This is a genomic window from Citromicrobium bathyomarinum (assembly GCF_038594485.1).
GTDB lineage: Bacteria > Pseudomonadota > Alphaproteobacteria > Sphingomonadales > Sphingomonadaceae > Alteriqipengyuania > Alteriqipengyuania bathyomarina_A.
In genome coordinates, this window is sequence record NZ_JBCFZG010000004.1 from 619,525 (window position 1) to 645,451 (window position 25,927).

Consider the following 25,927-nt stretch of genomic DNA (forward strand, 5'->3'; position numbering starts at 1 on the left):
TCAATGCGCTACCTCCCCCTGACCGATGCCGACCGTGGCGAGATGCTCGCCAAAGTCGGTGCTTGTTCGATCGATGACCTGTTCGTGGATGTGCCCGGGCACGCCCGCCTCGATGGCCCGATCGAGGGCCTGCCTATGCATGCCAGCGAGATGGCGGTGGAACGGCACATGCGCGCGCTCTCCAAGAAGAACCTCGCGGCGGCGGACGCGCCCTTCTTCCTCGGCGCAGGGGCCTATCGCCACCACGTTCCTGCCAGCGTCGACCATATCATCCAGCGCGGCGAATTCCTGACCGCCTACACGCCGTACCAGCCCGAGATCGCGCAGGGCACGCTGCAGATGCTGTTCGAGTTCCAGAGCCAGGTCGCGCGCCTCTATGGCTGCGCGGTGGCAAATGCGTCGATGTACGATGGCTCTACCGCGTGCTGGGAAGCGATCGCGATGGCGGGGCGGATCGCGCGCGGCAAGCGCAAGAAGGTCGTCCTCTCGGGCGCGCTGCACCCGCATTATGCCGAGGTCGTGCGGACCATGGCGAAGTTCACCGATGACGAGATCGCCGACGCGCAGCCGAGCTTGCAGGGCTCGCCCGATCTCGACGGGCTGATCGGCCGGATCGACGAGGATACCTCGTGCGTCGTGGTCCAGTACCCCGACATCCTTGGGCGCCTGTCCGACCTCGAAAAGATCAGCGAGGCCGCGCATGCCAAGGGCGCATTGGTGATCGCGGTGAACCTTGAACCCGTGGCGCTGGGCGCGGTGAAGTCGCCCGGCGAGATGGGCGCGGATATCGTGGTCGGGGAAGGGCAGTCGCTCGGCGTCGGGCTCCAGTTCGGCGGGCCGTATCTGGGCCTCTTCGCAGTACGCGACCCCAAGCATGTGCGCATGATGCCGGGGCGGCTCTGTGGCGAGACGCAGGATGCCGAGGGCAAGCGCGGCTTCGTGCTGACGCTCTCGACGCGCGAGCAGCATATCCGGCGCGAGAAGGCGACCAGCAATATCTGCACCAACAGCGGCCTTTGCGCGCTGGCGTTCAACGTCCACATGAGCCTGCTGGGCGAGAAGGGGCTGCGCCAGCTCGCGGCGGAGAACCACCGCCTCGCCTGCCTCGCGGCGGACAAGCTGGCGGCAGTACCGGGCGTCACCGTGCTCAACGACAGCTTCTTCAACGAATTCACGCTGATGATCGGCCAAGACGCGCGCAAGGTCGTCCGTAAACTGGCGGATGATGGCATCCTCGCGGGCGTCTCGCTCGGGCGGCTCTTCCCGGCCAATGATGCCCTGTCCGAAGGCCTGCTCGTCACACTCACCGAAACCACCAGCGAGGAGGATATCGACACCCTCTGCGCTGCCCTGAAGGAGGTGCTGGCATGAACGCGCCCAATAAGTCCGGCTGGAAGCCCAGCGCGCCCGTCTCTGGCGACAGCGAAAGCCCGACCTTCACCGGCAACCGCGCGCTGATGCTGGAAGAGCCGCTGATCTTCGAGATCGGCCATACCGAAACCACCGGGGTCGACCTGCCCGAACCGCAGGCCGACGCGCCCAATCGCCTCGGCGGGCTCGACCGTGCCGATCCGATTGGCCTGCCCGGCCTCTCCGAGCCCGAATGCGTGCGCCACTACACGCGGCTCAGCCGGCAGAACTACGCGATCGACCTGGGGCTCTTCCCGCTCGGCAGCTGCACGATGAAGCACAATCCGCGCCTGAACGAGAAGGTCGCGCGGATGCCCGGCTTTGCGGACGTCCACCCGCTCCAGCCGGTCGATACGGTGCGCGGCGCGCTCGAAGTCATCAACGAACTCGCGTTCTGGCTGATCGAGCTGACGGGCATGCACGGCGTCGCGATGAGCCCCAAGGCGGGCGCGCATGGCGAGCTGTGCGGCATCCTGTGCATCCGCGCCGCATTGGAAGCGCGCGGCGATGCGCGCAAGGTCGTGCTGGTGCCCGAGAGCGCGCACGGCACAAATCCCGCCACCGCCGCCTTCGCGGGCTACGAGGTGGAGGATATCCCCGCGACCGCCGAAGGGCGCGTGGATCTGGAGAAGCTCAAGGCGCGGCTCGGCCCCGATGTGGCGGCGGTGATGATCACCAACCCCAACACCTGCGGGCTGTTCGAACGCGACATGAAGGCGATCTCCGATGCGGTCCACGCGGCGGGCGGCTTCGTTTATTGCGACGGCGCGAACTTCAACGCCATCGTCGGCAAGGTGCGCCCGGGCGACCTTGGAGTCGATGCGATGCACATCAACCTGCACAAGACCTTCTCCACCCCGCATGGCGGTGGTGGGCCGGGCTCGGGGCCGGTGGTTCTGTCCGAAGCCCTCTCACCGTATGGCCCGCTGCCGTTCACCGCGCGCGACAAGGATGGCGTCGTCCATCTGGTCGAGGAAGAGAACGCTGCCGAATACGACCACACGCAGGCCTTCGGGCGGATGACCGCGTTCCACGGGCAGATGGGCATGTTCACCCGCGCGCTCGCCTATATCCTCAGCCACGGCGCGGACGGCCTGGCGCAGGTCGCGGAAGACGCGGTGCTCAACGCCAACTACATCCTGCGCAGCCTCGAAGACCTGCTTCATGCGCCGTTCGGGGAGAGCGGCCCGTGCATGCACGAGGCGCTGTTCGGCGATCAGGGCTTTGCCGAGGGGCTTTCGACACTCGATCTCGCCAAGGCGTTGATCGACGAGGGCTATCACCCGATGACGATGTACTTCCCGCTGGTGGTTCACGGCGCGATGCTCATCGAACCGACCGAGACTGAAAGCAAGGCGGGGCTGGACCAGTTCATCGGCGCGCTGCGCTCGGTCGCGGAGCGGGCCAAGGCTGGCGACGAAAGCCTGAAGGCCGCGCCGTACTTCGCGCCGCGCCGTCGCCTTGACGAAACGCAGGCGGCGAGGAAGCCGGTCCTCGCATGGGAGGGCGAATTGGCCCCCGGCGGTGCGGCGGCACGCAGCGAGGTCGGCGGGCGGTAGCCTTGTAACGCGCCCGCCCTCTCGGCATGATCTCTCCGTTTTTTTAATGGGGAGGATGAACCTTGCGTATTTCGATTGGCCTTGTGGCAGTGCTTGGACTTTTGGCGGGCGGCTGCGGAAACGCATCGGCGGATGACAGCGCCACCTCGAGCGGCGCGACATCCGCCGCCGAAGCCGCGCAGGAGGAGGTTTACAAGCCCGCGCCGCTGCGCGGGCCGGACCTGTCGGGGCTCTTCGATGCGAAGGAGGATCACGTGCTCGCACCGCTGACGATGGATGCGCGCATGCTGCTCAACTATTCGTACAAGTCGAATGACAATCAGACCGCTCTGGTCTCCGCCGGACCGCGCGAAGTCCCCACGACCGACATCACCGTCACGCCGCGGATCATTGCTCCGCAGGGTGACGACGGGTTGTGGAAGGTGCGGCTCGATTTCGAAGGGCAGTGGGAAGGCTTGCAGGTGCTCGGCCTGGGGGCTGATACCAGCCCGGTTAGCTTCGACCTCAAGCCGGACATTACCAAGATGTATTTTGCCGAACCCGTGACCGTCGTGGCGAAGAAGCTGGCGGACCTCGGCATTGATGTGAATCCCGACGGGTCGCCCAAGGTGCTGCGCAAGCTTCCGGGGAAAGGCTATCCCGCAAAAGGCAGCGATACCTTCGACTGGCACGGTCAGGTGAGCATGGTGCGCGAGGACGAGGGGAAGACCGCCTTCATCTTCCGCGAAGGCTTCTTCAACGACGGGGAATACTGATCGCTCGGGCCGTGCCTGCGTGAAGATCGTCTTCAGCCGCAAGGGGTTCGACAGCGCAAGCGGTGGCGGCCCGTCTCCGATCATGCCGGATGCTGCGGGCGCGTGGCCGATCAGCCTGCCGATCCCCGACACGAAAGGCCTGTCGAAGACGGCTTACGGCGATCTCGGCCTGGGCGAGTGGGCTACGAAAGCGAGCAAGGGCCGCTACCACGCCGATAGCCTGTGCCACCACGATCCGATGTTCGTGGCTGGTGGGCGCTGCCTGTTCGGGCAGGTCGGCGCAGCGCAGACGCATCTCGCCAATCACGGTGTCGGCGTAGGCGACGTCTTCCTGTTTTTCGGGCTGTTCGCGGGCGAGGATGGGGAGCGGCATCACCGTATCTTCGGCTACCTGCGGGTCGCGGCGGTGCATCGACTGGCCGAGGGGGTGCCCGAGCATCTGGAGGATAGCAGCCATCCGCATGTGCTCGGCATGCATGGCAGCAACGACACGATCTACGAAGGCGAGGGACGGCAGGCGCGCTTCGCCAGCGATGCGCTACGCCTCACCGTGCCCGGCGGCCCGCTGACGCTGTGGGAGAGGCCTGTGTGGCTGAAGCCTGGCGGGCTGAGCTACCACGACCGGCCCGATCGCTGGTTGCCCGGCAGTCGTTTGAGCAGCGTGGCGCGCGGTCAGGAATTCGTCGCGGATGTGGGCCGCCGCAAGGCCCCGCGCGAATGGCTGGAGCGGGTTCTCGAAGAATTCTGATCCTCCCCGTTTCTCCGAAGGATAAATGGGGAGGGCGACCGCCCGCAGGGCGGTGGAGGGGCCGGTGGCGCCATGGCCCCTCCGTCACGCAGCCTGCGGCTGCGCGCCAGCTCCGCCTTTGCGCTGGCGCGAAAACGGGGAGGATCGGTCCACTATTTGTACGTCTTGATGATCGCCGAGAAGTCGAGGCCGTCATTGCCCGCGCCCGCGAAATCCTCGTACAGGCTCGCCGCGCGTGCGCCCAAAGGCACGCCCGCGTCGACCTCTTCCGCCGCCGCCATCGCGAGGCGCAGGTCCTTGAGCATCAGCGCGGTCGCGAAGCCGCCTTGATAGTCGCGGTCTGCGGGGCTCTCGACGCCCACGCCGGGGAGCGGCGTGTAGGCATTGAGCGACCAGCAATAGCCGCTCGACTGCGAGGAAATCTCGTAGAATTTCTGCGGATCGAGCCCCAGCTTCTGCGCCATCTGCATCGCTTCGGCGACGCCGATCATCGAGATCGCGAGCAGCATGTTGTTGCAGATCTTTGCGGTCTGCCCCGCGCCCGCGTCGCCCGCGTGGATCACGGCCTTGCCCATGCCTTCGAGGATCGGCTTGGCCGCCGCAAAGGCGTCTTCGGTGCCGCCGACCATGAAGGTCAGCGTGCCGCCGTCTGCCGCCGCGATCCCGCCGCTGACCGGCGCGTCGACCATCTTGTAGCCTTTGGCGGTGGCCATTTCGGTCACCTCCTTGGCGGTGGCGACGTCGATGGTCGAGCAGTCGAGCAGCGCCGCGCCTTCGGGCGCGTGGCCAATCACGGCGTCGGAATAGACCGACGTCACGATCCCGCCATTAGGCAGCATCGAGACCACGGCATCGACGCCCTGCACGGCTTCCGTCGCTTCGGTGAAGGTCTCGCAGCCGTTCGACTTCGCCTTGGCGAGCGCGTCTTCGGAAAGGTCGAACGCGCGCACTTCGTGGCCGTTCTTGACCAGGTTCGCGGCCATCCCGCCGCCCATGTTGCCGAGGCCGATAAAGGCGATTTTCATAGCATCTCTCTCCAATTCCCCCTCTCCCCGCGAGGGGAGAGGATACGCAGGCTTGGCGCACATGCGCCTAGCCGAAGTTGGAGAGGGGCGACCTGACCTGCGAGTCTTGCAGACCCCTCTCCCAACCCTCTCCCCTCAAGGGGAGAGGGCTTAAGGGTTCACCGCCCCTTCCACTGCCCGTCGCGCTTCTCGATGAAGGCTTTCATACCCTCGGCCTTGTCCTCGGTCGCGGTGAGGATCTGGAACAGGCGGCGTTCGTGGAGCACGCCTTGGCTTAAGGTAGTCTCGTAGGCGGCGTTGACCATTTCCTTGTTCACCATCGCGGCCATCGGCGGCATTCCGGCGATGGTCGCGGCGGTGGTGCGCGCTTCGTCCATCAGCGTGTCATGCGGCACGACGCGCGCGACGAGGCCGCTGCGTTCGGCTTCCTCGGCGTCCATCATCCGGCCGGTCAGGCACATTTCCATCGCCTTGGCCTTGCCCACCGCGCGGGTGAGCCGCTGCGAACCGCCCATGCCCGGCGCGACGCCCAGCTTGATCTCGGGTTGGCCGAACTTGGCCCTGTCGCTTGCGATGATGAAGTCGGCCATCATCGCAAGCTCGCACCCGCCGCCCAGCGCGAAGCCGTTGACCGCCGCGATCCACGGCTTGCGCACCGCTTCGACGATGTGGCTGGTCCACTTGGCGAAGAAATCCTGCAGATAGAAATCCGCCGCGTCCTTCTCGCTCATTTCCTTGATGTCCGCGCCGGCGGCAAAGGCCTTGTCGCCCGACCCGGTCAGGATCGCGCACAGCTGGCTGTCGTCGTTCTGGTAGGCGGCGAAGGCGTCGATCAGCTCGTCGAGCACCACGCTGGAAAGCGCGTTCAGCGCCTGCGGGCGGTTGAGCGTGATGGTGGTGACCGCGCCGTCGGTTTCGGTGGTGATGGTTTCGTAGGGCATTTCTCTCTCCAAATTCGTCATTCCCGCGCAGGCGGGAACCCATCTCCCGATCGTCCCATCAGTGGCGCGTGCCGGAGATGGGTCCCTGCCTTCGCAGGGATGACGGGAGGGTTATAGCGGCGTCCACTCCTCGCCCTCGGGCAGGGCGGCGAAAATCGCGTCGATCTGTTCGTCGGTTACGCTTGTCGGAGTGGCCGGGTTCCATTGCGGATCGCCGGTCTTGTCGACGATCAGTGCGCGTACGCCTTCGGCAAAATCGTGGCTCAGCAGCACGCGGCTGCCGATGCGGTATTCCATCCGCATTTCCTCGGCGAAACTGCCGAGCGTGAGGCTGTCCGCGAGCTGGCGCAGCGCGACCTTGCAGCTGTGCGGGCTCTTGGTGCCCAGCGTCTTGAGTTCCTTGGCGGCCCACTCGGAATCGTCGCTTTCGAGCGCGGCGAGGATGTCCTCCAGCGTGCGACCCGCGAACAGCCGGTCGATATTCTCACGATTGGCGAGGATGCGTGGCTGTGGCGGGGTTTCGGATGCTTCGTCGAGGATCGACTGGATATTGGCCGGATCGTCGATGATCGCGGCCTTCACGCGGGCGAGGTTCTCGCTCGCGATATAGTGCGTGGCGAGGCCGATGGCGTGGCACTCCGCCCCGTCGAGCCGCGCGCCGGTCAGCGCCAGAAACTGGCCGATGCGGCCCGGCAGGCGCGAAAGATACCAGCCGCCGCCGACGTCCGGAAACAGGCCGATCCCGGTCTCGGGCATGGCGAACTTGGTGTTCTCGGTCGCGACGCGGAACGCCGCGGGCTGGCTGATGCCCACGCCGCCGCCCATCGTGATCCCGTCCATAAAAGCGACCACCGGCTTGGTGTAGGTGAACAGCTGGTGGTTGAGGCGGTATTCGGCGTGGAAGAACTCGCGGCCCGTCTTGCCCGCGTCGTTCAGCGCCGAGTTGCGCAGCATCGCGATATCGCCGCCCGCGCAAAGCCCGCGCCCCTCGGCATGGTCGACGATGACCGCCGCGATGCCGTCATCGTCCGCCCAGCCGCTCAGCGCTTCGCTCATCGCGACGCACATTTCGGTGGTCAGCGCGTGGATCGCCTTGGGCCGGTTGAGCGAAAGGTGGCCGACGGCGCCATGGGTGTGGATGTGGACCTGATCGGTCATGCTGCTTCCCTGTGTTCGATGAGATCCCATGCGTTTCCCCATGGGTCCTTGAAGACCGCGACCGTGCCGTAAGCTTCCTGTCGCGGTTGTTCGGTGAATTCCACGCCCCATGCCGCCATGCGGCTATGGTCCGAGGCGAAGTCGTCGGATTGGAGAAACCATCCGACGCGTCCTCCCGTTTGCTGGCCGATGGTTGCCCGCTGGCGGTCGTCGGTTGCGCGTGCCAACAACAGCCGGCCACCGCTCGCGCCTGCTACCACGACCCACCGCTTGCCGCCGCCGACGTCACTGTCTTCCACCAGTTTGAAATCCAGCGCGTCACGGAAGAAAGCGATTGCCTCGTCGTAATCGGGGACGAGGAAGGTGGTCATGGCAAGACCCGTCACTGCCGCAGCAGGTCCCTGCCCACGATCATCCGCATCACCTGGTTGGTGCCTTCGAGGATCGAGTGGACGCGCAGGTCCCGCCAGTAGCGTTCGATCGGGTAGTCCTTGAGATAGCCGTAGCCGCCGAACAGCTGCAGCGAGTCGTTGACGACCTTGCTGCCGTTGTCGGTCGCCAGCCGCTTGGCCATTGCGGAGAAGCGCGACTTGTCGGGCGCGTTGTCGGTGACCTTGGCCGCCGCGAGATAGAGCAGCGCGCGCGCCGCCTCCAGATCGGTCGCCATGTCGGCGAGCATGAACTGCGTGTTCTGGAAGTCGGCGATCTGCTGGTCGAACTGCTGGCGTTCCTTGGTGTACTTCACCGCCTCGTCGAGGCAGCGCTGCGCCCCGCCCAATGAGCAGGCGCCGATGTTCAGCCGCCCACCATCGAGGCCCATCATCGCGAAGCGGAAGCCTTCGCCTTCGTCGCCCACGCGGTTTTCGACCGGTACGCGCGCATCCTCGAAGATGACCTGGGCGGTCGGGCTGGCATTCCAGCCGAGCTTCTTCTCCGGCGCGCCGAAGCTGACCCCGGGCGTATCCTTGTCGACCACCAGGCAGGTGATGCCCTTGGTCTTGTGCTCACCCGTGCGGACCATCGTGACGTAGACGTCGTTCACGCCGCCGCCCGAGATGAACTGCTTGGTGCCGTTGAGCACATAGTGGTCGCCATCGCGCACCGCCTGCGTCTTAAGCCCCGCCGCATCCGATCCGCTGCCCGGTTCGGTGAGGCAGTAGGAAGCGAGCTTTTCCATCGTCACCAGCTGGGGCAGGTATTTCTGCTTCACGCCTTCGCCGCCGAAGCGGTCGATCATCCAGCTCGCCATGTTGTGGATCGAGATGAACGCGCTGGTGGTGGGGCAGCCATAGGCCATCGCCTCCATGATCAGCGCAGCCTCAAGCCGGCCGAGCCCGATCCCGCCCGATTCCTCGGACACGTAGATCGCGCCGAAGCCGAGCTCGGCGGTCTGCTTGATCGTGTCGACGGGGAAAATGTGCTCCTCGTCCCACTTGCCCGCATGGGGGGTGATGTTGTCGGCGGTGAACCGCTGCGCCATGTCCTGGATCGCGAGCTGGTCGTCTGAAAGCTGAAATTGTCCGGTCATGGCAGGCGACCTAGCCCCACCGGCGAGCCAATAAAAGGGGGCAGCTGGGAAGGTTCAGGGTGTGGCGGTCTCTGCAAGAGGCGGACAGCGGCGGCGCAGCGTGCCGGAGCCTGTTTCGGAGGCCATTCGCGTCGCCAGCTGCTCGCCGCCGTTCGATAGGCTCATGGCGTATTCGCTCGCCCATTTTTCGCCTTCGCCTTCCATTGCAAGCGCGACGACGATACCCGGCTTGGCGCGCCGTACTACGGTGACCTCTCCCTGCGACTCGTAGAAGCCGATGGTGCCCGGCCGGATGGTCATGAACATATCCGAGTCGGGGGTGCATGGTCCGTCAATCGCGTCCCACTGGCCAAGGAAGCGCGCAGGTATCGCAGTGAGCGGGGCGGTGTCGTCGGCAACGTCGCCGGCCGGAACCCGGTGCGGATTGATCAGCGTCGGATCGGCGATGGAGGTTTTGCCCACTTCGGGCAGGGCCGCATCGGTGGCATCGGGCGCGGGTGTCGCCTCGATTGTCACTTCTTCGCCGTCGACCGCCATGGTCGTTTCATCGGGCGTGGGCGAAGGGGAACGATTGTCGCAAGCGACAAGCAGCGCGCAACCGGCGATCAGCAGGGCTGGTATCGATGCTCTTTTCATCGGTCTTTCCCCCTCAGGATCGACGCTCCGACGCGGTCAACAGCGAATATAGTCGAAAGGGGCCATCCCATCAAAGATTTCGCTCAGCGTGTCGCCACCGTTCGACAGCTTGAGCTGCTGGTTGACGTCTTTCGAGGGTTCTTGCCCGGTTTCGCCATAACGCCCGGTGATGGCGATGGCGTCCGCATCGATCGGGCTGGCTTCGGAAATCTGCGTGGTTCCGGTCGGATAGACGATCGTGTTCGCAGTCACGCGCATGACGTTGGAGCCATCGGGCGCGCAGTTAAGGTGATCCTCCGCCTCGCCCCAGTTGCCCTGGAACTTTGCGGGGATGAGCGGCTCTTCCTTCGCTGGGTCGGATGGCGCGGGTTCGGCGCTCGTGCCTTCGCCTGCCCCGAGTGCGGCGACATCCTGGGCATCGGCCTTTTCGGCATCTTGTGCCGAGCCGCAGGCGGTCGTCAGCAGGGCCAGACCCAGAAGCGCAATCGGTGTCAGTCTTTTCATCGCAATCCCCCTTGCAGCAGAGGCTAGCAGCGGGGGCCGCGAAGCAAAAGTGCCTCTCCGCAGGCAGGGCAGGTGCGTCAGTCCGCCTCGGCAGGAGGGAGGTGCAGCACGCGCGTGTCGAACCACTGCTGCGCGAGCCGGGTGTCGTTGCCGCGATACCAGCGCGGTGCGGGCACGCCGTTCTGCCACGCCACCATCTCGGTGAGCGTGCCCTGGGCCGAGGGTGTGTCGTAGGTTTTCGCATGGGCGGCGATAGGATCGGCGTAAGCTTCGTCTGCGGTGACGATGGTCCAGCCTTTCGCGCGCAAGGCGGAAACCAGATCGGCGATCCATAATGCTGCCAGATCGGTCTCGTGCAGCAGCATGACGTGCGCGGGCGACCGCCCGGTCACGTCACGGGCAAGCTTGTCATAGAACTCGGCGGCTTCGACATGCGCCTGGACGTAGAGATCGCGCAGCGCCTCGCGATCGATCTCGTGGCCTTCCGCGACCGCATCCTTGGCCGCCGCTTCGTAGAACCAGTCGCTGGCGTCGATGGTGACGTAGCCATCCGTCAGGCCGCGTTCGGCCAGCCCCGCGCGGATCGCGTCGCGCTTGGCTTTGTCGCCGCGCCCTTCGTCGAGGTAGGGATAGCGGAACCAGGCACGATAGCCTGCGCGCCCGCGCAGCCATGCTTCGCCCGCGTCGATATCGGCGAGGTAATCGGCGGTGTCGGTGCTCGACAATTGGGGGTGGGTGGCGCTGTGATTGGCAAGCACGTGCCCCGCTGCGACATAGGCGGCGAGCCGCCGCTCGTCGTCCGGGCCCTCGATATGGCCCGGATTTACGAAGAAGGCTGCCTGCTCGACGCCTGCCTTTTCCAGACTATCGATCAACCGCCGCGTGCGCTCGTCCTTGCTAAGGAACGCGCCAGGCGTGCGAGGTGCATCGTCGAAGGTGAGCGCAATCCGCTTTTCAGGCGGCTGCGATGGGGCAGGGATGTCCTCCACCTGCGCGCACGCGGCGAGCAGGCCGAGGAGGAAGGGAAGGAGCCAGCGCATGGCTCCGGTCCTTAGCCCGGGCAGCGGCGATAGGTTGTGGTCGAGCGTTCACCCGTGTCGAAATTGCGGACGGTCAGAGTTTTCACGACCGGATCGACAGAAAATTCCAGCTCGTCGCGGGTCGGCTCGTCGGCGTAGGTCGTGTCGAACAGCGCGCGGATGCTGCCCGGTTCGCGTTCGCTGACCGAGATGAACCGCCCGCCGGTCTCGAAGTAGGAATAGCCGTCTTCGCGCACGGTCAGCACCTTGCCCATATTCTCCTGCTGGTAGCCATCGCAATGCGCTTTGGTGACGGCAGCCCCATCGGTTTCGCGCCACTTGCCCCGGATCGCGACCGGGAAGGTCTTGGCGAACGCGCTTGGTTCCTCCGCCTCGCTCCCGTCGTCCGACGCAGGCAGACCTTCGGGCGGGCCAGCCCCGTCGCCGATCCCGCCATCGGGTTCGACCGGGATCGGCGTTTCGGTGGCGGCTGCGTCGGGAGCGGGCGAAGTCGCGTCCTCCCCCGCGCTGCACGCGACAAGGCCGCATGCAAGGAGCGGGAGAAGGGCGAGATGCTGGGGCTTCAAGGACATTTTACGAAGGTGACTCCTGTAGCTCCGGGTTCGAGAAGGCCGATTTTCTTGCGATCTGGCGTCAATTGCAGCCGCATCGTGGCATCCCTGCCGTCGGTCGTTTTGTAGCCGACCTTTATCGCATCGGTACCGACAATATCCATCGTCTGGACCGTTCCCTCGATTCCGCCGATGGTGACTTTGCGATCTTTCACGATGAGGTCGCGGAACGGCGTGATCTTGCAGTTTTCGACCTGCGAGAAGGCCCATTTGCCGTGAAATGCCTGTGGTACGAAAGCTTCGGTGACCGGCTTTAGCTGTTTGCCGCAATAGCGATACTCGAAGGGCTCGAAGCCATTCCCCGAAAGGCTGAGTCTCTTGCCATCTTTGCTCAACTTGAGCCGGTAGCTCTCCTTCGAACTCTCGCCGGGTTCGAAAAACTCTCCATCGCTGGTGATCTCGTCGGCCGAAATCTGCTTGATCGAGGACGGCTCGAACCTCGCTTCGTAGAATTCGATCGCTTCTTCTTCGATCGCCATCACCCCGTCGCTCACGGTGGTGCAGGTGTAGTCGCCACCGCCTTCTGCCAGATCCCACAGGCCCTGGAAGCGGGTCGGAATGATTTCCAGCGTGGTCTGGACAGGCTCCGCATCGACGACCTCGTCCGCTACGGCATCTTGCGAGGTCGGCTCCGTCGCCACCGAATCGACCTCGTTCTTTTCGCCGGTCTCTCCGCTGCACGCTGCCAGCGCGACCAAAGCCGCAACTGGCAGGGCGTATTCCGCAATCCTCATCCGTCATCTCCCCATCGTGATGCAACCCGATCGGGAGTGTGGCAGATTTTTCGCGAGGGGTTCAACCCATGGTGGGGATGACGAAGGCGTTCGATCCATCGCCGCCGCCATCGGGCCAGCGCTGGGTGACCTTCTTCGTCTTGGTCCAGAAGCGCAGCCCTTCCTGGCCGTACTGGTCGATGTCGCCGAAGCCCGAACGCTTCCAGCCGCCGAAGCTGTGGTAGCTGACCGGCACTGGGATCGGCACGTTGATGCCGACCATGCCGACGTTCACCCGGTGCGCGAATTCGCGCGCGGCGTGGCCGTTGCGGGTGAAGATAGCGACGCCGTTGCCGTACTGGTGCTCGCTCGGCAGCCTGACCGCGTCCTCGAAATCCTTCGCGCGCACGATCTGGAGCACGGGCCCGAAGATCTCTTCCTTGTAGCTTTCCATGTCGGTGGTGACGCGGTCGAGCAGGGTCGGGCCGACGAAGAAGCCTTTCTCGTGGCCCTGAAGCGAGAAGCCGCGCCCGTCGATCACGACCTCGGCACCTTCCTTCTCGGCGGTGTCGATCCACTGTTCGATCCGCGCCTTGTGCTCCGGGGTGACGACCGGGCCGTACTGCGCATCCTTGTCGGTCGACACACCCACGCGCAGAGCGTTGATTGCGGGGATCAGCTTTTCACGCAGGCGGTTCGCGGTATCTTCGCCCACCGGCACCACCACGGGCAGCGCCATGCAGCGCTCACCCGCAGAGCCGAAGGCCGCGCCCGCGAGATCGCCCACCACCTGGTCGAGGTCGGCGTCGGGCATCACGATGCCGTGGTTCTTCGCGCCGCCGAAGGCCTGCACGCGCTTCCCGTTCGCGGTGCCGCGCGAGTAGATATATTGCGCGATGTCGGACGAGCCGACGAAGCTGATCGCGGCGATGTCGTCATGGTCGAGGATCGCGTCGACCATCTCCTTGTCGCCGTGGACGACTTGCAGCAGCCCTTCGGGCGCGCCTGCTTCGACGAACAGCTCGGCGAGGCGCACGGGTACGGAGGGATCGCGCTCGGACGGCTTGAGGATGAAGGCGTTGCCCGCCGCGATCGCCATGCCGAACATCCACATCGGGATCATCGCGGGGAAGTTGAACGGGGTGATGCCCGCCCCGATGCCGAGCGGCTGGCGCATCGAATAGACATCGATGCCCGGACCCGCCCCTTGCGTGTACTCGCCCTTCAGCGCCTGCGGAATGCCGCAGGCATATTCGATTACCTCGAGCCCGCGCTGCACGTCGCCATGCGCGTCGTCGACCACCTTGCCGTGTTCGCTGGAAAGCAGCTCGGCCAGTTCCTGCTTATTCGATTCGACCAGGCGTTTGAATTCGAACATCACCCGTGCGCGGCGCTGCGGATTGGTTGCCGCCCATTCGGGCTGGACTTCCTTCGCCTTGGCCACTGCGCGTTCGAGCAGGGCTGCATCGCCCAGCGCAACCTCGGCCTGAACCTCCCCGGTGGAGGGGTTCCATACCTTGTGCGTACGCGCTGCTTCGCCGGCAGCGACTCCGGTGGCGAGGTGGTGGTCGATCTGGCGCATAGGGGAACTCTCCGTGATTGTCTTGTTGCCGCGCGGCTTAGCCCCTTGAGGACCGGCTTGCCAAGGCTTGTACGCCGGGCGCTCGTGCAATCAGCGCTTGTGCTGGCAATTTGTTTCGCGCAACGCTAAGCGCACGCGGCTCCCAGCCCGAAGGCTGGCAACAGGCGGGTGTAGCTCAATGGTAGAGCAGCAGCTTCCCAAGCTGACGACGAGGGTTCGATTCCCTTCACCCGCTCCAGCGCCGCATGGGTAGATTCTACCGATAGCGCCAAGAATTATCTCCTCCCGGGCAGAGCTCTTGCACTGGCCACCCGCTTGCCGCAGGGGCGCGCGCATGACCAAGGAAACATGGCTCAACCGCGCGATCCGCCTGATCGAGGCGGACTACAACCGCTCTTCCGACACGCATCTCATCCGTGTTCCGCTGCCGCATTGCCGGGGGATCGAGCTTTATCTGAAGGACGAAAGCTCGCACCCCACGGGCAGCCTCAAGCACCGGCTCGCCCGGTCGCTGTTCCTCTATGGCCTGTGCAACGGCTGGATCGGGCAAGGTACCACGCTGATCGAGGCGTCCTCGGGCTCGACCGCGGTCTCCGAAGCCTATTTCGCCAAACTGCTGGGTCTGCCGTTTATCGCGGTGGTGCCCGCGAGCACGGCGGAGGCGAAGCTGGAGCAGATCCGCTTTTACGGCGGGCAGATCCACCCGGTCGACGATCCGGGCATGGTCTATGCCGAATCGGAGCGGCTCGCGGCGGAAGCCGGCGGGCATTACCTCGACCAGTTCACCTACGCCGAGCGGGCGACCGACTGGCGCGGCAACAACAATATTGCGCAGAGCATCTTCTCGCAGATGAGCGAGGAGGATCACCCGGACCCGGCATGGATCGTGTGCGGCGCGGGCACCGGCGGGACCTCGGCCACGTTGGGCCGCTATATCCGTTATCAGCGCCGCCCGACGCAGCTGTGCGTCGCCGATCCGGCGGGATCGGTCTTTCACAGGCACTATGCCGACCGCGCGGTCGAGACGCTCGACGGGCGCTGCGAATGCCGGATCGAAGGCATCGGGCGCGCGCGGGTGGAGCCGAGCTTCGAACCCGGCGTGATCGACCGGATGATCGCGGTGGAGGATGCCGACTCGATCGGCGCGATGTTCGCCCTGTCGAACACACTGGGCCGCAAGGTCGGCGGATCGACCGGCACGAACCTGTTCGCCTGCCTCCAGCTGATCGAGGAAATGGCCAGCGCCGGCCAGTCGGGCAGCATTGTGAGCCTGCTGTGCGACGATGGCGCCCGCTACGCATCGACCTATTACAGCGAGGAGTGGCTGGCCGAGTGGGGTGGCGACTGGCGCCCGGCTTACGACAGGATGCTCGAAATCCTCGAGTGACATGCGGGGTTAGGCCGCAAGGGGGATGCGGATATCCACCCTTTTTCAGATGCCTGGTTTGCTCATCACGCCGGACCTTCGGTAAAAATTCATCTGCGGGTCGTATAGAAGCGCAAGGTGCGGGGCCGGCGGGGGGCGCCGGGACAATCGTGCACGCGTGAGTGGGATTGGTATGACAAAGGACAATATCGGCGGTGAGGTGCTGGCTTTCCTGGCGGGAAACCTGCTCGACCCGACACCGACCAACTACCGCTTCGGCTATCTCTACCTCACCCGGTCCAGCAAGGTGATCTGCGAGGAAACCGACACCTACATCGACAACGGCATGCGGATGAAGCAGGAAACCATTGTCGAGATCATGGGCAAGCACGCATCCGCGTCCGACGATCCGGAAGAGCGGATTGCGGCACGCGACGAAGCGGTCGAGATGTTCCTCAACGCGGCGGGAGACCTGGCCCGCGAAACCAAGCGGCAGGCCGACGGCGTGGGACGCGATATCGCGGAGGAAAGCCAGGCGATCCGCGAGGGCGCGCAGGGCGAGGATCTGAAGGGCGCGATCCGCCGGATCATCGACCGCGCGGCAACGGCAGAGCGAGAGCTGTCGACGGCGTCGAGCCGGATCGACCGGTTGCAGCGCGATCTCGAGGAGGCGCGCAACAAGGCGCTGGTCGACGAACTGACCGGCATTCCCAACCGCCGTGCGACGCGCGCGATGATCCAGGACCTGGAGATACGCAAGGTTCGCTATTGCACCGCGATCATCGACATCGACCATTTCAAGGTGATCAACGACACCTACGGCCACGCAGTGGGCGATCGCGCGCTCAAACTGGTGGCCAACGCGCTGACCGAGGCGCTGGCACCCTGGCCGGTGTCGCGCTGGGGAGGGGAAGAATTCCTCGTCATCGCAGAAACGCCCGATGCCGCGCTGCTGGCGGAAAAGGTGACGATCGCCAAGGATGCGCTGGCCGATCGCAATCTGAAACTGCGCGAAACCGATGAACCGATGGGTGCGATCACCTTCTCCGCAGGGGTGGCGGTCAATGTGGAGACCAGCGACGAAACTCTCTGCCGTGCGGACAATGCGCTGTACGAAGCGAAGAAATCGGGTCGCAACAAGGTTCTGATCGCGCCCGAGAGCGGACGCGTGGCGGACGCGGCCTGACGCCGCTGCGCAGCGCGTGTCGTCCTTCCTCTTCGGGTTTGCCGCCGCGCTGCTGCTGACCATCGGCGCGCGCGACCAACTGCTGGTCGCGCGGCTGGCGAGGCCGCTGGGCGCGCTCATCCTCCTTGCCGCGCTCGTCTCCGCGATCTTCACCGCTGGGCTGATGGCACTGGCGGGCGATGCGATCGCGGCGATGCTGCCCGAGCCTGCGCGCCAGATGCTGGTCGCGATCGCGCTGGTGGTCGCCGCGTTCGAGCTGTTCTGGCCCGCCCGTGAAAAACGGCCCAAGGAGCCGACACGATCGGCCTTCGCGGCTTTCGTCGTGCTGCTCGCCCGGCAATGGGGCGATGCCGCACGCTTCCTGATCTTCGCGCTCGCCGCCGCAACCGCGCTGCCGACGTTCGTCGCGCTCGGCGGGGCGGCGGGGGCGGGGGTTGCGCTGGCAGGCGGCTGGGCGATGGGCGACGATATCGAGGCGCTGCCGCTGCGCGCGTTCCGGCTGGTCATGGGGGGCGTGGTGCTGATCGCCGGGCTGGCAATCGGGCTGGGCGCACGCGGGATTATCTGATCCTTCGGCAGGAACACTCTCAATCACTGTGATCGAAGCTTTAGCGGGAAACCCGCCAGCTTTGCGGCGTTGATCCGATAACCGAACACGCAAGCCGCAACCCAAGATAAGGAGACCAAACATGGCCCAAGCCGGCGACAACTCGAAAACCGCACTGGTGCAGGAACTTAACGGCCTGCTCGCCGATCACCTCGCGCTCTATTTCAAGACCAAGAACTTCCACTGGCACGTGACGGGCCCGCGTTTTCGCGACCTGCACCTGCTGTTCGACGAACAGGCGATCGAGCTGCGCGACCAGATCGATGCGATCGGCGAACGCGTGCGCAAGCTCGGCGAAGTGACGCTGACCTCGATCGGTTCGGTCGCCCGCGCGACGCAGGTCAAGGATCAGGATTCGACCGATCTCGACGGTGACGCAATGGTCAAGGAACTGCACGACGACAACGTCGCGATGATCAAGCGCCTCAAGGGCATGAAGCCGCTGGCCGAAGAGGCAGGCGACAATGCCACCGACGGTCTGCTCGACGACTGGACCGACATGGCGGAGGAGCGCGCGTGGTTCCTCAAGTCGACGCTCGGCTAAGCCCCCGTTAGCCAGGCGAAACGAAGGGCCGATCCGGTGCTATGCCGGGTCGGCCCTTTTCTCTATTTGTGGTGACAATGCCCCCGCTGCTGCCCCGCTCGCTCCATCGCCTTGCGCTGCGTATCGCGCACCGTGTGCGCCATGTATGGCGCAAGGTCGCCAAGCCGCAGCTGCGCGGGGTAAGCGTGATCCTGCGCGATCCGCAGGGCCGCGTGCTGTTCGTGCGCCACGCCTATGGCCCGCCCAACTGGAGCCTTCCGGGAGGCGGCATCGGGCGGGGCGAAGCGCCAGAACAGGCCGCGCGGCGCGAGATGAAGGAGGAACTTGGCCTGACGCTCGGCACGGTGAAAGCGCTGGGCGCCATCGATGAGACGATTTCCGCCTCGCCGCATTCCGCCTACCTGTTTCTGGCCGAGATCGATCGGGCACCGGTGCCCGACGGGCGTGAGATCATCGAGGTGCGCTTCGCCATGCCCGACGATCCTCCGCAGCCGTTCAGCCGACTGGCTGAAAGACGGATCGCCCTCCTGCTCAAGAGCTAGAACAGCGCGAGCTGGCCGCCGTCGGTATCGCGACGTCGCGGATCCTCGTCGCTTGCCTCATCGCGTTCGAGGTTGGAGAGCGTCAGCCCCATCAGCCGGATCGGGCGCGGCAGCGGCAGCAGGTCGTCGAGGATCGCGTGCCCGATGGCGGCGAATTCCTCCTTGCCGTGGACATTGCGCGGCAGCGACCGCGCGCGGGTCATCAGCTGGAAATCGTTGTATTTGAGCTTCAGCGTTACCGTGCGCCCGCGCGCCTCAGCCCGCTCGATCCGTTCCCACACGATCTCGACGATCTCGTTCAGCGTGGTGCGCAGCTCTTCGGCCTCGTGCCGGTCGATCGAGAAGGTGCGTTCGCCGCCGACCGACTTGCGGATGCGGTTCGAGCGGACGGGCCGGTCGTCGATCCCGCGCGCGGCCCGGTACAGATACTCGCCGAAGCTGCCGAAATGCTGCCCCAGCCACGCAGCGTCCTTCGCGGCGAGATCGGCCCCTGTGGCGATGCCGAGCCGCGCCATCTTTTCCTCGCCGCGCGGGCCGACACCGTGGAAGCGGCGGATGGGCAGCGTCTGGACGAAGGCCGCGCCTTCGCCCGGGCGGATTACGCACATCCCGTCGGGCTTGTTCTGGTCGCTCGCCAGCTTGGCGAGGAACTTGTTGTAGCTCACCCCCGCGCTTGCGGTCAGCCGCGTCTTGGCGCGAATTTCCTGCCGGATCATCTGTGCGACCCGCGTGGCCGATGGAATGTCCAGCTTGTTGACCGTCACATCCAGATAGGCCTCGTCGAGGCTCAGCGGTTCGACCAGATCGGTATGGTGTCGGAAGATTGCGCGGATTTGCTCGGACGCTTCGCGATAGGCATCGAAGCGGCTCTTCACGAATATCAGGTCGGGGCACAGCCGCTTGGCCGTGACAGACGGCATCGCCGATTTCACGCCGAACCGGCGCGCCTCGTAACTCGCGGCGGCGACCACGCCGCGCCCGCTCGATCCGCCGACCGCGACCGGCTTTCCACGCAGTTCCGGGTTGTCGCGCTGTTCCACGCTGGCGAAGAAGGCATCCATATCGACATGGATGATCTTGCGCTGACGGGGTTCGTCGGTGGGTACGTCATCCGGCTGCTCGGCAATGCTCATGGCTACGAATGCAAATAGCATACTGGTTGCCAATCGGAACCGACGACGCCATCTGCGGTTTTGTGCAGATGCGAAATGAACAATATGCGCCCGGCGAGACGATCGGCCGTGACGAGCCGCATCAGGGCGTGCGCGCGCCCGCAGCGCTGCCCCCGTCGGGCAAGCGGATTGGCGAACGCCAGCTGATCGGGATGATGGCGCTGCTGATGGCGCTCAACGCTCTGGGCATCGACGCAGTGCTGCCCGCGCTCGACAACCTCGCGTCCGATCTGGGCGTGGCGGGCAACAGCCGCCAGTTCGTGGTCGGGGCCTACCTTCTCGCTGCCGGCCTCGGCGCGCTGGTGCCCGGATCGCTGGCGGACCGTTTCGGGAGGCGTCCGGTGCTGTTCACCAGTCTGGGCCTCTACATCACCTTCTCGCTGCTGTGCGCGATGGCGTGGAATTTCGAATCGCTGCTCACGCTGCGCTTCCTGCAAGGCTTCGGTGCAGCGGGAATCGTGGCGCTTCCCCCGGCGATCATCCGCGACCGGGTGGGCGGCGACAAGATGGCCCGGATGATGAGCCTGATCTTCGTCATCTTCCTGATGGTGCCCGCCGTCGCGCCCAGCATCGGGCAGGGCGTGCTGATGGTGATGGGCGACTGGCGCTGGATCTTCGTGTTCACCGCGACGGCTGGCGTTGCGATGAGCGTGTGGGCGTGGCGCAACCTGCCAGAGACGCTGCATCCGGAAGACAAGCAGCCGATCCGCCCGCGCGTGATCGCGCGCAACATGCGCGCCACGCTGACCATGCGGCAGGCGCTCGGCTACACGCTCGGCAGCGCGGTGATCTTCGGGGCGCTGTTCGGCTTCATCAATTCGGCGCAGCAGCTGGTGGGCGAGGCGTTCGGCGCGGGGCCCTGGTTCCCGCTGATCTTCGCGTGCTGCGCAGGCGCGATGGCAGTGGCGAGCTGGACCAACTCGCGGATCGTCGAACGTTTCGGCGCGCGCCGGGTCAGCCATACCGGCCTGTTCCTGTTCCTGTGCGTTGCTGCGTTGCAGCTGTTCTTCGCGACGATGACCGAGGAAACGCTGTGGACCTTCGTACCGCTGATGGCGGCGAACATGATGCTGCTGGGCTTCATCGGCGCCAATTTCGGATCGATTGCGATGCAGCCTTTTCGCGAGACGGCGGGTGCGGCGGCGAGCGCGCAGACCTTCGTGCGGATGGTCACCGCGGCGCTGATCGGTGCAGGCATCGGCTATGCCTACAACGGCACCGCGATCCCGCTGGCGACCGCATTGTTCTGCGGCGCGCTGATCTGCATCGGTCTGGTGCTGTTCGCCGAGCGCGGCAAGCTGTTCGGCCCACCGGTGGACGAGGACTAGCGGCCACTGTCGTGAAATCCGGCGTGCAAGACTAGCGGGATCGGCTAGTCTTGCGAGAATGAAGCATACCGCCCTCCTGCTTGCGGCCCTGCTGGCTCTCCCGCCTGCGGGTGCCCTCGCGCAGGAGCATGAAACGGCCTCGGTCGAGGTCGAGGTTAGCGGCAGGCTGTCCGCCATGCCGCTGTCGACGGTCGATCCCGACACCTCGCTGATCGGCAGGATCGCGGCAATCGGGCCTGCGGGTCATATCTATATCGGTGAAGGGACGGGGCAGCGGCCACGCCCGCTGCTGGTCCTGCTAAACGGCACCGGAGGTTCGGGCCGCGACCTCGTGGAGGCATTGGCCCCGCTGGCCGATAGCGCCGGGATCGTGTTGCTCGGCCTCGACCCCCGGCGCCAGAATTTCGACGCGGTCGACCATTTCTTCGACGATCTCGACGCGCGGAGGGCGCGCGCGCGCGTGGCGTGGCCCGAGCCGCGGTTCGGGAAGGATCGGAAACGGATCGACGAGACGCTGGCGGAGGTCTTCCGCCGCGTCCCGATCCAGCCGGGGCACATCGGCCTGCTCGGCTATTCGCACGGTGGCAGCTACGCGCTGATGCTCGGCACGGCGAACCCGCAGCTGTTCACCAGTATCGCCGCGATATCTCCGGGCATCCTGGTAATCCCGGCGCGGCAGGCGGGCGGCCAGGCGATCTTCCTCGCCCATGGGCGTGAGGACCGCGTCCAGCCGTTTCGCCGGACGGCCTGCGTGATGGCGCCACGGCTACGCAGTTTCGGCAATCGCGTAGTCTTTGAAGGCCATGAAGGCGGGCATGCGCTGGAGAGCGAGAGCCTGAGGCGCGGCATCGTTCACTTCCTCGACCCGGATGATCCGAGCCTCGCCGTGGGCAACGGGGCCGGGTGCGAAGAGGGCGAAGCCGACTAGTCCGCAGCGGGCTCCACCACGCACAGCACCGCGTCGACCTGCACCTGACCGCCTTCGCTGGCGTTGAGCTCGGTTACGGTCCCGTCGAACGGCGCGGTGAGCGAATGTTCCATCTTCATCGCTTCCAGCACCATCAGCCGCTGGCCGGCGGTCACGCTGTCGCCCTCGGCTACGTCGAGTGCGATGACCTTGCCCGGCATCGGCGCGAGGATGGCGCCGTCGCCTGCCGCTGCCGCTCCCGAGCCGCGCGAACCCCGGTCGAACGCGAAAGACATGCCGTCGGCGAAAACGACCACCCGGTGCGGATCGACGAAGCCGGTCGCAGCCTCGAACGCTGCACCCTCGGCCGCCGCGACGACGCGCGTGTCGCCCTTGAAAGAGAGGCTGGTGGTCAGGCGGCCCGGTGCGTTGAGGCGGAAACCGGCAGGCTGGTCGTCATGGTTTTCGGTTTCGGCGAGGACCACGAAGTCCGCAGCGGTCTGCCAGATCGCCTCGTAGGGCTCGTCCGATTCCACCAGATCGTCGATCTTGCGTTCGATGAAGCCGGTATCGAGATTGGCGTCCTCGAAATCCTCGTCGCGCAGACAGTTTGCGATGAAGGCCGCATTGGTGCGCACGGGCCAGATTTCGACCCCGTCTGCGATATCCGCCAGTTGCTCGATCGCATCCTGCCGGGTCTCGCCCCAGGTCACCAGTTTGGCGACCATGGGGTCATAGAAAGGCGAGATTTGATCGCCTTCCTCGACCCCGGTTTCGATACGGCCACGCAAGCCGATATCGAAGTGGTCGAGGGGCCCCGTGCTCGGCAGGAAGCCACTGGACGGGTCTTCCGCATAAAGCCGCGCCTCGATGGCGTGGCCGTCGATGCTCAGGTCTTCCTGCTTGGATGGAATCGGCTCACCCGCCGCCACAAGCAACTGCCACTCCACCAGATCGACGCCGGTGATCTCCTCGGTCACCGGATGCTCGACCTGCAGCCGCGTGTTCATCTCCATGAAGAAGATGCGATCCGCGCGCAGGCCTTCGCTCGCGTCGGCGATGAATTCGATCGTGCCCGCGCCTTCGTAATCGACCGCCTTGGCGGCGCGCACGGCGGCGGCGCAGATTTCCTCGCGCGTGGCCTCGTCCATGCCGGGGGCGGGGGCTTCCTCGATCACCTTCTGGTGGCGGCGCTGGAGCGAGCAGTCGCGTTCGAACAGGTGGACGACATTGCCGTGGCTGTCGCCGAACACCTGCACCTCGATATGGCGGGGCGAGGTGATCCATTTTTCGAGGATCACGTCGTCGTTGCCGAAGCTGGCCTTCGCCTCGCGGCGGCAGGATTCGAGCGCGGAGAGGAAATCGCGCTCGGCATCGACCTTGCGCATCCCCTTGCCGCCGCCGCCGGCGACCGCCTTGATCAGCACGGGATAGCCGATCGCGTCGGCCTCTTCTTTCAGCCGCTCGGCGCTCTGGTCGTCGCCGTCGTAGCCGGGGGTTACGGGCACGCCCGCCTCGCGCATCAGTTTCTTGGCGGCATCCTTCAGCCCCATTGCGCGGATCGAGGAGGGCGGCGCGCCGACCCAGATCAGCCCGGCGTCCTTCACGGCCTGCGCGAAATCGGCGTTTTCAGACAGGAACCCGTAGCCCGGATGGATCGCCCCCGCGCCGGTCTGCTTCGCGGCGGCGATGATCTTCTCGCCCACCAGGTAGCTCTCGGCAGCGGGTGATGGCCCGATATGCACCGCCTCGTCGGCAGAGCGCACATGCAGCGCCTTGGCGTCGGCGTCGGAATAGACCGCGACGGTGGCAATGCCCATCTCGCGCGCGGTGCGGATAATGCGGCAGGCGATTTCGCCGCGATTGGCGATCAGGAGCTTGCTGATCATTCGACGATATCCTTCAGCGTGATGGGCGCGCCAATCGCCTCGCATTCCTCCGGCGGCACCATGGAGAAGCTGGTGTTGGCGACCTTCCAGCCGTCATCCGTGCGCACCATGCTCAGCGAATTGATCCCGCAATGGCTGATCTTGCCGTTCGCGAAGAAGGTATAGGGCCCCCACACCTGCGCCATGTCGCCGTCGACCAGCACGGTTTCGACTTCCATGTGTTCGGAAACCTCGCCGGTGCCCTTGGCCCAGCGGGCGAGGTGATCGGATACCTTTACAACGTCGGTGCGCGGATTGTCGGGGTCCATCCGGTTGTGGACGAAGATGGTGCCTTCGGGGATCATCTCCCGCGCCAGTCGCGTGCGGTCGCTGCTCTTGAGGGCGGCGAAGAACCGGTCGACCCCCAGTCGTACCTGTTGTTCGGGCGAGGGCAGCATCGGTGTTTCCTGGGCCATGCCCGGTGTGGCCAGCAGCAGCGCGGCAAAAGCAATGCGTTCGATCATGCCCGCAGCGCTAACGCCAAGCGGGCCGCAGGTCTACCACCCGGCGACGGGGCGCAGGTCCTCGCGGGTGTAGGGCGGCCACTCGCGCGGCTCGGGCGCGTGCTTTGTCGCCGCCTCGCCGAACGCAGCGACGACATGGCCCAGCTTTTCGTACCACGGCACATAGGTGCGGGTGTCCCACGCCAGCTGGCCGCGATTGCGGACTTTGCGCCCGATCGCGCCGTAGATGCGCGCGGCGGAGAGCACCGCCCAGCGCTGGCGGAACCGCAGGTGCTTCGCGCCCAGGCGCGACGCGGCCTCGTACATCTCCATCCGGTCGACCAGTCGCGCCGACACCGCCGCCAGAGCAAAGCGGTTGTCCTCGTCGGCATAGTTCTCCCGCGTCAGCCCGGCGTCGGCGAGCCAGTCGTCGGGCAGGTAGCAGCGCCCGGCTGCCGCATCCTCGATCACGTCGCGCGCCACATTGGCCAGCTGGAAGGCGAGGCCGAGGTCGCACGCGCGGTCGTAGATGAAGCTGTCGTTGGGGGCGAACATCACCCGCGCCATCAGCACGCCGACCGCGCCCGCGACGTGGTAGCAATAGCGCATCAGCTCCTTCTCGCTGTGCGGGCTGAAGCCGTTTGCGTCCATCGCGAAACCCGCGATGACCTCGTTCGCCATGTCGAGCGTGATGCCCGCCTCGCCCGCCACCTGGCCGAGCGCGTCGAATGCAATGTCGGCGGTCGCGCCGCCTTCCAATGCGCGGCGGGTGAGCACCTTGATCGCCTGCAGCCGGTCCTCGATCCCTGCCTGATCGCCCAGCTCGCCGCCCTTGTCCTGCGCATCGGCAAGATCGTCGCACCGGCGGCACCAGGCGTAGAGCATCCACACCCGCTCGCGCGTAGCCTTGTCGAACAGCTTGGAGGCGAAGGCGAAGCTGCGCGATCCCTCGGCAATAGCTTCGTAGGATTCCTTCACCAGCGCGGCCCGATCACGCCCGCCGCCGGGGCGGGGGATAGAGGGGCGCACGAAGCGCGAAGGGACGAGGGGGCGGGCCTGGTTCAAAGCTGGTCTGCGCTCATGCGATAGATCGGGGTATTAGGCGTATAAGAGGCAAGCTTGTCGAGCAGTTCCGGCAAATTGTCCGCAACCTGCAAGATTTCGCGATGGCTCGCGCGGACGAAACCCGTATCTGCCATCCGGTTTATGAATTGCACAAGATCATCGTAAAAGCCGAAAGCGTTGAGCAGGCCGACCGGATTTTCGTGATAGCCGATCTGCGCCCAGCTCAATGCTTCGAACAGTTCGTCCATCGTGCCCATCCCGCCGGGCAGGGTGATGAAGCCGTCTGCAAGGTCGGTGAAATGTGCCTTCCGCTGGTGCATCGTGTCGACCGTGATCAGCTGCGTGCAGTCGTGGTTGGCGAATTCACGCTCCACCATCGCATGCGGGATTACCCCGATGACCTCACCCCCTTCGGCCAGCGCGCCTTGGGCGAGCGCGCCCATCAGGCCCAGCCGCCCGCCGCCATAGACCACGCCGATGCCGCGCTGGGCCAGCAATGCACCGACCTCGCGCGCCAACTCGATATAGCGCGGATCGGGCGGCGTCGCCGCGCCGCAATAGATCGCGATGCGGGAGAGGGGGCGGTTCATGTCCGTCTCCCCTCCCCGGCGGGGAGGGGTTGGGGGAGG

The 25,927-nt window shown here is 65.6% G+C and carries 27 protein-coding genes and 1 tRNA gene; 12 read left to right on the top strand and 16 right to left on the bottom strand.

Features of this window, described 5'->3' with window-relative positions:
• Positions 1-3 precede the first annotated feature (3 nt).
• The 4 genes from gcvPA (at position 4) to AAG591_RS08660 (ending at position 4,472) form a co-directional block, all read left to right on the top strand.
• Complete coding sequence (gcvPA, locus tag AAG591_RS08645; RefSeq protein ID WP_342530753.1) at positions 4-1,371, top strand: aminomethyl-transferring glycine dehydrogenase subunit GcvPA; 1,368 nt, start codon at positions 4-6, stop codon at positions 1,369-1,371.
• On the top strand, positions 1,368-2,969 hold the full coding sequence (gene gcvPB, locus AAG591_RS08650) for an aminomethyl-transferring glycine dehydrogenase subunit GcvPB (RefSeq protein ID WP_342530755.1): 1,602 nt from the start codon (positions 1,368-1,370) through the stop codon (positions 2,967-2,969). Before gcvPA ends, gcvPB begins: the two co-directional genes overlap by 4 nt.
• A gap of 62 nt (positions 2,970-3,031) precedes the next feature.
• Positions 3,032-3,724 (top strand): hypothetical protein, encoded by a 693-nt coding sequence (locus AAG591_RS08655; RefSeq protein ID WP_342530756.1) that lies wholly within the window; start codon positions 3,032-3,034, stop codon positions 3,722-3,724.
• A gap of 19 nt (positions 3,725-3,743) precedes the next feature.
• On the top strand, positions 3,744-4,472 hold the full coding sequence (locus tag AAG591_RS08660) for an Nmad3 family putative nucleotide modification protein (RefSeq protein ID WP_342530757.1): 729 nt from the start codon (positions 3,744-3,746) through the stop codon (positions 4,470-4,472).
• Positions 4,473-4,624: 152 nt separating this feature from the next.
• On the opposite strand, the gene mmsB is transcribed toward AAG591_RS08660, so the two are convergent.
• From mmsB to AAG591_RS08715, 11 genes are all read right to left on the bottom strand, one after another.
• Positions 4,625-5,497 (bottom strand): 3-hydroxyisobutyrate dehydrogenase, encoded by an 873-nt coding sequence (mmsB, locus tag AAG591_RS08665; protein ID WP_342530758.1) that lies wholly within the window; start codon positions 5,495-5,497, stop codon positions 4,625-4,627.
• A 158-nt stretch (positions 5,498-5,655) separates the two neighbouring features.
• Positions 5,656-6,438 carry an enoyl-CoA hydratase-related protein gene (locus AAG591_RS08670; protein WP_342530759.1) on the bottom strand — a complete coding sequence of 261 codons (783 nt, stop codon included), beginning with the start codon at positions 6,436-6,438 and terminating at the stop codon, positions 5,656-5,658.
• Between the two features lie 111 nt (positions 6,439-6,549).
• Positions 6,550-7,596, bottom strand: a complete 1,047-nt coding sequence (locus AAG591_RS08675; RefSeq protein WP_342530760.1) for an enoyl-CoA hydratase/isomerase family protein — start codon at positions 7,594-7,596, stop codon at positions 6,550-6,552.
• Positions 7,593-7,967 carry a VOC family protein gene (locus AAG591_RS08680; RefSeq protein WP_342530762.1) on the bottom strand — a complete coding sequence of 125 codons (375 nt, stop codon included), beginning with the start codon at positions 7,965-7,967 and terminating at the stop codon, positions 7,593-7,595. Before AAG591_RS08680 ends, AAG591_RS08675 begins: the two co-directional genes overlap by 4 nt.
• An 11-nt stretch (positions 7,968-7,978) precedes the next feature.
• Positions 7,979-9,124, bottom strand: coding sequence for an acyl-CoA dehydrogenase family protein (locus AAG591_RS08685; RefSeq protein WP_342530764.1), 1,146 nt, complete (start codon positions 9,122-9,124; stop codon positions 7,979-7,981).
• A 54-nt stretch (positions 9,125-9,178) separates the two neighbouring features.
• Positions 9,179-9,760 (bottom strand): hypothetical protein, encoded by a 582-nt coding sequence (locus AAG591_RS08690; protein WP_342530765.1) that lies wholly within the window; start codon positions 9,758-9,760, stop codon positions 9,179-9,181.
• A gap of 36 nt (positions 9,761-9,796) precedes the next feature.
• Entirely contained in the window at positions 9,797-10,264 is a 468-nt protein-coding gene (locus AAG591_RS08695; protein WP_342530766.1) for a hypothetical protein, read from the bottom strand.
• Between the two features lie 77 nt (positions 10,265-10,341).
• On the bottom strand, positions 10,342-11,304 hold the full coding sequence (locus tag AAG591_RS08700; RefSeq protein WP_342530767.1) for a polysaccharide deacetylase family protein: 963 nt from the start codon (positions 11,302-11,304) through the stop codon (positions 10,342-10,344).
• An 11-nt stretch (positions 11,305-11,315) separates the two neighbouring features.
• A complete protein-coding gene (locus AAG591_RS08705) occupies positions 11,316-11,876 on the bottom strand; it encodes a hypothetical protein (RefSeq protein WP_342530768.1) in 561 nt (186 codons plus the stop codon).
• The gene (locus tag AAG591_RS08710) at positions 11,867-12,649 is read right to left on the bottom strand and encodes a hypothetical protein (RefSeq protein ID WP_342530769.1); all 783 of its coding nucleotides are present in this window, start codon (positions 12,647-12,649) and stop codon (positions 11,867-11,869) included. The genes AAG591_RS08705 and AAG591_RS08710 overlap by 10 nt, the downstream gene beginning before the upstream one ends.
• A gap of 61 nt (positions 12,650-12,710) precedes the next feature.
• Positions 12,711-14,210: a CoA-acylating methylmalonate-semialdehyde dehydrogenase gene (locus AAG591_RS08715; protein WP_342530771.1), complete on the bottom strand. Its 1,500-nt coding sequence runs from the start codon at positions 14,208-14,210 to the stop codon at positions 12,711-12,713.
• A 164-nt stretch (positions 14,211-14,374) separates the two neighbouring features.
• On the opposite strand from AAG591_RS08715, the gene AAG591_RS08720 reads away from it, so the two are divergent.
• From AAG591_RS08720 to AAG591_RS08745, 6 genes are all read left to right on the top strand, one after another.
• Positions 14,375-14,448: transfer RNA gene (locus AAG591_RS08720), tRNA-Gly, on the top strand.
• A 96-nt stretch (positions 14,449-14,544) separates the two neighbouring features.
• Complete coding sequence (locus AAG591_RS08725) at positions 14,545-15,597, top strand: PLP-dependent cysteine synthase family protein (protein WP_342530772.1); 1,053 nt, start codon at positions 14,545-14,547, stop codon at positions 15,595-15,597.
• Positions 15,598-15,769: 172 nt separating this feature from the next.
• Complete coding sequence (locus AAG591_RS08730) at positions 15,770-16,762, top strand: GGDEF domain-containing protein (protein WP_342530774.1); 993 nt, start codon at positions 15,770-15,772, stop codon at positions 16,760-16,762.
• Positions 16,763-16,778: 16 nt separating this feature from the next.
• Complete coding sequence (locus tag AAG591_RS08735; protein WP_342530775.1) at positions 16,779-17,330, top strand: hypothetical protein; 552 nt, start codon at positions 16,779-16,781, stop codon at positions 17,328-17,330.
• Positions 17,331-17,451: 121 nt separating this feature from the next.
• Positions 17,452-17,913, top strand: coding sequence for a Dps family protein (locus AAG591_RS08740; RefSeq protein WP_342530776.1), 462 nt, complete (start codon positions 17,452-17,454; stop codon positions 17,911-17,913).
• A 77-nt stretch (positions 17,914-17,990) separates the two neighbouring features.
• Positions 17,991-18,455: an NUDIX hydrolase gene (locus tag AAG591_RS08745; protein ID WP_342530777.1), complete on the top strand. Its 465-nt coding sequence runs from the start codon at positions 17,991-17,993 to the stop codon at positions 18,453-18,455.
• On the opposite strand, the gene dinB is transcribed toward AAG591_RS08745, so the two are convergent.
• Positions 18,452-19,588, bottom strand: coding sequence for a DNA polymerase IV (dinB, locus tag AAG591_RS08750; RefSeq protein WP_342530778.1), 1,137 nt, complete (start codon positions 19,586-19,588; stop codon positions 18,452-18,454). The two genes, AAG591_RS08745 and dinB, sit on opposite strands and share 4 nt — an antisense overlap.
• A 68-nt stretch (positions 19,589-19,656) precedes the next feature.
• On the opposite strand from dinB, the gene AAG591_RS08755 reads away from it, so the two are divergent.
• Both AAG591_RS08755 and AAG591_RS08760 read left to right on the top strand, forming a co-directional pair.
• Positions 19,657-20,955, top strand: a complete 1,299-nt coding sequence (locus AAG591_RS08755; protein WP_342531247.1) for a multidrug effflux MFS transporter — start codon at positions 19,657-19,659, stop codon at positions 20,953-20,955.
• A gap of 58 nt (positions 20,956-21,013) precedes the next feature.
• Positions 21,014-21,883, top strand: coding sequence for an alpha/beta hydrolase (locus tag AAG591_RS08760; protein WP_342530780.1), 870 nt, complete (start codon positions 21,014-21,016; stop codon positions 21,881-21,883).
• On the opposite strand, the gene AAG591_RS08765 is transcribed toward AAG591_RS08760, so the two are convergent.
• From AAG591_RS08765 to AAG591_RS08780, 4 genes are read right to left on the bottom strand one after another with little or no spacing between them, the layout of a single operon-like run.
• Complete coding sequence (locus tag AAG591_RS08765) at positions 21,880-23,751, bottom strand: acetyl/propionyl/methylcrotonyl-CoA carboxylase subunit alpha (RefSeq protein ID WP_342530781.1); 1,872 nt, start codon at positions 23,749-23,751, stop codon at positions 21,880-21,882. The genes AAG591_RS08760 and AAG591_RS08765 overlap by 4 nt on opposite strands.
• The gene (locus tag AAG591_RS08770; RefSeq protein ID WP_342530782.1) at positions 23,748-24,254 is read right to left on the bottom strand and encodes a nuclear transport factor 2 family protein; all 507 of its coding nucleotides are present in this window, start codon (positions 24,252-24,254) and stop codon (positions 23,748-23,750) included. Before AAG591_RS08770 ends, AAG591_RS08765 begins: the two co-directional genes overlap by 4 nt.
• Positions 24,255-24,287: 33 nt before the next feature.
• Positions 24,288-25,298, bottom strand: coding sequence for a phytoene/squalene synthase family protein (locus AAG591_RS08775; protein WP_342530784.1), 1,011 nt, complete (start codon positions 25,296-25,298; stop codon positions 24,288-24,290).
• Entirely contained in the window at positions 25,295-25,888 is a 594-nt protein-coding gene (locus AAG591_RS08780) for an LOG family protein (RefSeq protein WP_342530786.1), read from the bottom strand. The genes AAG591_RS08775 and AAG591_RS08780 overlap by 4 nt, the downstream gene beginning before the upstream one ends.
• Between the last annotated feature and the right edge of the window lie 39 nt (positions 25,889-25,927).

Bases quoted from the DNA above. Each gene is read 5' to 3' on its own strand.
- gcvPA (WP_342530753.1), top strand. From the start codon at position 4: ATGCGCTACCTCCCCCTGACCGATGCCGACCGTGGCGAGATGCTCGCC.
- gcvPB (WP_342530755.1), top strand. From the start codon at position 1,368: ATGAACGCGCCCAATAAGTCCGGCTGGAAGCCCAGCGCGCCCGTCTCT.
- mmsB (WP_342530758.1), bottom strand. From the start codon at position 5,497: ATGAAAATCGCCTTTATCGGCCTCGGCAACATGGGCGGCGGGATGGCC.
- AAG591_RS08670 (WP_342530759.1), bottom strand. From the start codon at position 6,438: ATGCCCTACGAAACCATCACCACCGAAACCGACGGCGCGGTCACCACC.
- AAG591_RS08675 (WP_342530760.1), bottom strand. From the start codon at position 7,596: ATGACCGATCAGGTCCACATCCACACCCATGGCGCCGTCGGCCACCTT.
- AAG591_RS08680 (WP_342530762.1), bottom strand. From the start codon at position 7,967: ATGACCACCTTCCTCGTCCCCGATTACGACGAGGCAATCGCTTTCTTC.
- AAG591_RS08685 (WP_342530764.1), bottom strand. From the start codon at position 9,124: ATGACCGGACAATTTCAGCTTTCAGACGACCAGCTCGCGATCCAGGAC.
- AAG591_RS08690 (WP_342530765.1), bottom strand. From the start codon at position 9,760: ATGAAAAGAGCATCGATACCAGCCCTGCTGATCGCCGGTTGCGCGCTG.
- AAG591_RS08695 (WP_342530766.1), bottom strand. From the start codon at position 10,264: ATGAAAAGACTGACACCGATTGCGCTTCTGGGTCTGGCCCTGCTGACG.
- AAG591_RS08700 (WP_342530767.1), bottom strand. From the start codon at position 11,304: ATGCGCTGGCTCCTTCCCTTCCTCCTCGGCCTGCTCGCCGCGTGCGCG.
- AAG591_RS08705 (WP_342530768.1), bottom strand. From the start codon at position 11,876: ATGTCCTTGAAGCCCCAGCATCTCGCCCTTCTCCCGCTCCTTGCATGC.
- AAG591_RS08710 (WP_342530769.1), bottom strand. From the start codon at position 12,649: ATGAGGATTGCGGAATACGCCCTGCCAGTTGCGGCTTTGGTCGCGCTG.
- AAG591_RS08715 (WP_342530771.1), bottom strand. From the start codon at position 14,210: ATGCGCCAGATCGACCACCACCTCGCCACCGGAGTCGCTGCCGGCGAA.
- AAG591_RS08725 (WP_342530772.1), top strand. From the start codon at position 14,545: ATGACCAAGGAAACATGGCTCAACCGCGCGATCCGCCTGATCGAGGCG.
- AAG591_RS08730 (WP_342530774.1), top strand. From the start codon at position 15,770: ATGACAAAGGACAATATCGGCGGTGAGGTGCTGGCTTTCCTGGCGGGA.
- AAG591_RS08740 (WP_342530776.1), top strand. From the start codon at position 17,452: ATGGCCCAAGCCGGCGACAACTCGAAAACCGCACTGGTGCAGGAACTT.
- AAG591_RS08745 (WP_342530777.1), top strand. From the start codon at position 17,991: ATGCCCCCGCTGCTGCCCCGCTCGCTCCATCGCCTTGCGCTGCGTATC.
- dinB (WP_342530778.1), bottom strand. From the start codon at position 19,588: ATGAGCATTGCCGAGCAGCCGGATGACGTACCCACCGACGAACCCCGT.
- AAG591_RS08755 (WP_342531247.1), top strand. From the start codon at position 19,657: ATGCGAAATGAACAATATGCGCCCGGCGAGACGATCGGCCGTGACGAG.
- AAG591_RS08760 (WP_342530780.1), top strand. From the start codon at position 21,014: ATGAAGCATACCGCCCTCCTGCTTGCGGCCCTGCTGGCTCTCCCGCCT.
- AAG591_RS08765 (WP_342530781.1), bottom strand. From the start codon at position 23,751: ATGATCAGCAAGCTCCTGATCGCCAATCGCGGCGAAATCGCCTGCCGC.
- AAG591_RS08770 (WP_342530782.1), bottom strand. From the start codon at position 24,254: ATGATCGAACGCATTGCTTTTGCCGCGCTGCTGCTGGCCACACCGGGC.
- AAG591_RS08780 (WP_342530786.1), bottom strand. From the start codon at position 25,888: ATGAACCGCCCCCTCTCCCGCATCGCGATCTATTGCGGCGCGGCGACG.